Annotated in this window: 4 protein-coding genes and 1 pseudogene; 4 read left to right on the top strand and 1 reads right to left on the bottom strand. The window is 42.3% G+C overall.

The genetic code is table 11. The features are described from left to right. The 3 genes and pseudogenes from QVA83_RS04310 to QVA83_RS04320 form a co-directional block, all read left to right on the top strand. Positions 1–239, top strand: a pseudogene (locus QVA83_RS04310) (VC2046/SO_2500 family protein); the annotation flags it as partial. A 360-nt stretch (positions 240–599) separates the two neighbouring features. Then, complete coding sequence (gene trhO / locus QVA83_RS04315; RefSeq protein ID WP_014949513.1) at positions 600–1595, top strand: oxygen-dependent tRNA uridine(34) hydroxylase TrhO; 996 nt, start codon at positions 600–602, stop codon at positions 1593–1595. Between the two features lie 52 nt (positions 1596–1647). Then, positions 1648–1896, top strand: coding sequence for an EF-hand domain-containing protein (locus QVA83_RS04320; RefSeq protein WP_039220280.1), 249 nt, complete (start codon positions 1648–1650; stop codon positions 1894–1896). Between the two features lie 402 nt (positions 1897–2298). On the opposite strand, the gene QVA83_RS04325 is transcribed toward QVA83_RS04320, so the two are convergent. Further along, positions 2299–3186, bottom strand: coding sequence for a hypothetical protein (locus QVA83_RS04325; RefSeq protein ID WP_101564628.1), 888 nt, complete (start codon positions 3184–3186; stop codon positions 2299–2301). Between the two features lie 830 nt (positions 3187–4016). Here QVA83_RS04325 and QVA83_RS04330 point away from each other — a divergent pair. Further along, positions 4017–4234: hypothetical protein (locus QVA83_RS04330; RefSeq protein ID WP_287498151.1), on the top strand; the 218-nt coding region annotated here is incomplete at its 3' end.

Genomic DNA, 4234 nt, shown 5'->3' on the forward strand with positions numbered 1-4234 from the left:
CTTTGTATCTTGCTATGCAGCAATATAGCGTTGCAGAGCCCTTTGAAATTGAGGCAGCAAGTTCCGAGTTAGACAAAAAAGATAATATTGAAGCTCAACTGGCAGCGCTTAACCATTATCGGCGGCCAGCTTTAGCTGCGAATGAAAGTGAGTGGGAGGCTATGCATATATTTTCCACACTTGTTTCCCAGGATTATACGTCGGCTAGGCTATATTTGAGTATGAAGCCTGCGCCATAGGCTCAAACTGATGATCATAAACGTTTGCCAGACGATATCGTTGAGAACTGTAGTTTGGCAACACAAAAGCGATAGAAAAAGCAATACGCCAACACTGTGAAGGAAGACAATACGCTGCTGTACGATATCCTTTCTTCACAAGATAAAGAGAGCCACCTACAACAAGGGAACCCGCCCAACTTTCCATCATTTGAGAATATTGCTTAGTAGTTCTTCAAATTCTTGGCTGCATGCCAAACCCGCTCAGGCTTTAGAATACTAAACCATATCTATCCGCCCTAGTTTTTATCCTTCCTTTTTGTTATATTGCGCGCCGCATTTTTGCACTGGTCTTACGCTCCAATCAGCAAAGGTTAAAATATGTCTAAATATATTGTATGCGCAATGTATAAATTTGTTGCGCTTGAAAACTTCAAAGAAATCCGCCAACCGCTTCTCGAAACAATGGAAGCTAATGGCATTAAAGGTACACTTCTTCTTGCCCACGAAGGGATAAACGGTACGGTTTCTGGTACCCGCGAAGGTATCGACGCATTACTTGCTTATTTAAACAGCGACGAGCGTATTAATCCTATTTCTTGCAAAGAATCTCTTCACGATGAGCAGCCGTTCTATCGCACCAAGGTAAAACTGAAAAAAGAAATTGTGACCATGGGCGTTGAGGGTATTGACCCTCGCAAAACCGTTGGTACTTACGTAAAACCTAAAGACTGGAACGCACTTATTAGCGACCCAGATGTTACGGTTATTGACACGCGAAACGGTTATGAAATTGAAATTGGTACGTTCAAACACGCTATCGACCCTAAAACAGAAACGTTTCGTGAGTTTCCTGAATACGTAGCAAAAGAGCTCGACCCGTCAAAAAATAAAAAAGTGGCTATGTTCTGCACCGGTGGTATTCGCTGTGAAAAATCGACGGCTTACTTGAAAGAGCAGGGATTTGACGAGGTTTATCACTTAGAAGGCGGTATTCTACAGTACCTTGAAGATGTACCGAAAGAAGAGTCATTGTGGGAAGGCGATTGCTTTGTATTTGATAATCGCGTTGCAGTTAACCATGACTTAGAGAAAAGCCATTATGAGCAGTGCTACGCGTGCAGACTTCCAATTACTGAAGAAGACAAGCAGAGTGATAAGTATGAGCCGGGTGTAAGCTGCCCACACTGCTTTGGTACCCATACCGACGATCAAATTGCTCGCTTTAGAGAACGTGAAAAACAGGTTCAGCTGGCAAAAGAGCGTCAACAAGAGCATGTAGGAACGGAAGCGCGTTTGACCATGGAACAAAAGCGTCAGGAAAAAGCAGAAGCTCAACGTTTACGCGCACTTAAAGCAAAAGAAAATCAGGCGTAGACAGCTAGAAAGAAGGGCGTTACACTCGTGCTTATTGCAGTTGAAATAAGGAATGCGAGTGAGCACTCAACTTTCAGAATCTAAAATTGAAGAAATTAGAAAGGACTTCAGCTTTTTCGATCGTGATGGCAACGGCCAAATCGATTTGCCGGAGTTCATCGAGCTTCTAACCGTTATTTCACCAAAAACGAAAGCTAGCCACGTACAAGAAGGCTTTAAGCTTATCGATAGTAACGACGACGGTTACATCGACTTTGAAGAGTTTTTGGAGTGGTGGCAAGAAGGATGGTGGGAATACTAAGTTTAAACTTAGTAACACTTATCGTCGACTGAGGTTTTTCGACACGCTAGGCTAAGCGTGGAAACGAGGGCTAGGCCACGTAAAAGAGCCAATTGAAAACGAGTGCTTTTAAGCACTCGTTTTTTTATGTGTTGAGCTTGGCCATTCGTGTTGGGAGTGAGATATAGCTTCCTTTGAATAACCTTCAATGTCGGCTTCGAGCGTAAAGCGGACGTCTGACATAACTCAGTTAGATAACCGCGTCAGCGGCGATGGAGTCTGTCAAGATAGCCACAAAAACTCACTTTCACTCGTCCGATAAAAGCTTTCCTTTTACGGACTACCCATATTTTTACTTAATTTGAGTCCAACGTAGCGGTGTAATGAAGTTGGCAGAGTTATGTTCGAAGCATTGTAAGGCGTTTATCGCAAGAGCTTTACCTGAGTTACATCATAATCGCGAGCAAGCCATAAAGTGTCGTTAAATTTATCGAAGAGTGTCAACCACTTCTTATCAATGTTTCCCAGTACCCGCTTGGGTGTTAAGTTTAGAACAAATGCTTTATCACCCGATAGAGAATAAAAATGAATGCTATAGGGACTGAAGATTGTTTTAACCATCAGGTGTTGTTTATCTGAAGAAAAGCTCCCATGGCCGTGTTCAGTCGAAGTCACGTTAGAGATACCATCATCATTGATCACCGTTAGGTGCGTTGATCGCGAAGGGCACGGCTCTCTTTTGTGCCATAGTGATGGGCAATTAATGGCGAGCACAAGAGGCCTTTTATCAAAACAGATGTCACTACATTCGTGATACCAAGCTGTGTTGAACGGAAAAGCATACAATGGGGAATAATGAGCAAGGTTGTTATTTAAACTTATTTTTGAAATAAACCGTCCTCGTCTTTTATAAAAGAAATCTTCGAAAATTACGTGGATTGTACCAGTGTGTTCATCCATGTGAGCTTTTACCGGTGACGTTGAACGGTTTGCAGCATCCATTGGAAACGGTTCGGCGAAAGGATATGTTTGAAAGTGACTATCTGAGAGCGTATAGGTAACAACACTATCGGGGAATACACAGCCGAATCCAGATGTAGTTTTAAACAAGGCAGCACATGAGAGTTCTTCTAAGTCATACGATATCGTGTAGGAAAGAGGAACAAAGTTACCTTCTTGCAACGCAATAAATTGATACCCACTATCTTGGCTCCAACTCAAGGCCACGCAGCGTTCTTCAGGCAATGCCAAGATGTCTATGACTGTCATTTGTAAATCATATTGATGAGTGATAGTTGATTTGGCTGCCATAGCTATTCCTTTAGATGCTTGTTCGCATAAATTGACGTGATATAAGACAAATTAGCTCTACACATTACCCTATGTTACAGGTGGCTTTCAGAGTGGGCTAGCGTGTTAAAGTTAAACGGAGGAATTATTTTGGTTTTACGTAATATATTAGTCGTCATCTTTACCTGTAGATGGGAGATTAGTACAGGAAAACTGTGATTGGTGTGCCAGTACTCTCGTCATGAAATAGCTTATTACTCCGGTTCGTTCCACCTCATGATGATATTCAATATACGATGAGTGAAAATATATAAAACGCATCAATTAGGAGGTTCGCAAGCTCCCTGAGACAATAACACGTGGGCTCAGTCGCTTCGCTCCAATTTTAGCCCACGTGTTATTGCCCCTAAGCGGGGCGTTAGGCGTCATTTACTCACAGCAATAAATGGTGATTCGGATGTGACATTACAGCATCAAGGTTGTTTCGCTAGGTTGTCTTTACAGCTTGCTTTTTTGATAGTTTCAACGGCTTTAGCAACGCGCTTTTCATCAATATCGCAACGCAAATATTCAACATCACCAGCTTTCTAAACTCGCTCTTTTATCCAGCAATGTTGTTAACATCTGGCATTTCGCACAGGGTTGTTTTATCTTAAATTCAATAATTTAAATAAGTGGTCTTATCGGGTAGTGGTAGCAGCAAAGCTGCGTGCGTTCATTTGTACGCCTAACAAAACGCTGTTGGCACTCCCTTCGGTCGCTGGGACACATTCATGCGGGGCGGCTTCGCCATTATGCCCCACATGCCTGCGCCCGTTATTGGAAAGTTATGTATTCCAGGAATTTGAAACGTGATAGGTAGTAAAGAAACAGTCCTATTTGACATCGGAAGTGAAATTGTAGGCGGACTGCTTCGTTTCGATATCTGGTTCAATGGTGTCCATTTGACCTTTGTCGATAATATGGCCTATCCACCATCAATGCTCGAGTCGCTAAAATTCGAACTTAATCAGTTAAAAAACAAAAGAATAAACCCCGATAATTTCTGGTTTAACTTTGGCCCTACAAC

It is taken from the genome of Alteromonas sp. AO-Serp (assembly GCF_017849675.1).
Taxonomy (GTDB): domain Bacteria; phylum Pseudomonadota; class Gammaproteobacteria; order Enterobacterales; family Alteromonadaceae; genus Alteromonas; species Alteromonas macleodii.

What these genes read in the sequence shown, in the direction of transcription:
- trhO (WP_014949513.1), top strand. Translation starts at nt 600, where the DNA reads ATGTCTAAATATATTGTATGCGCAATGTATAAATTTGTTGCGCTTGAA.
- QVA83_RS04320 (WP_039220280.1), top strand. Translation starts at nt 1,648, where the DNA reads ATGCGAGTGAGCACTCAACTTTCAGAATCTAAAATTGAAGAAATTAGA.
- QVA83_RS04325 (WP_101564628.1), bottom strand. Translation starts at nt 3,186, where the DNA reads ATGGCAGCCAAATCAACTATCACTCATCAATATGATTTACAAATGACA.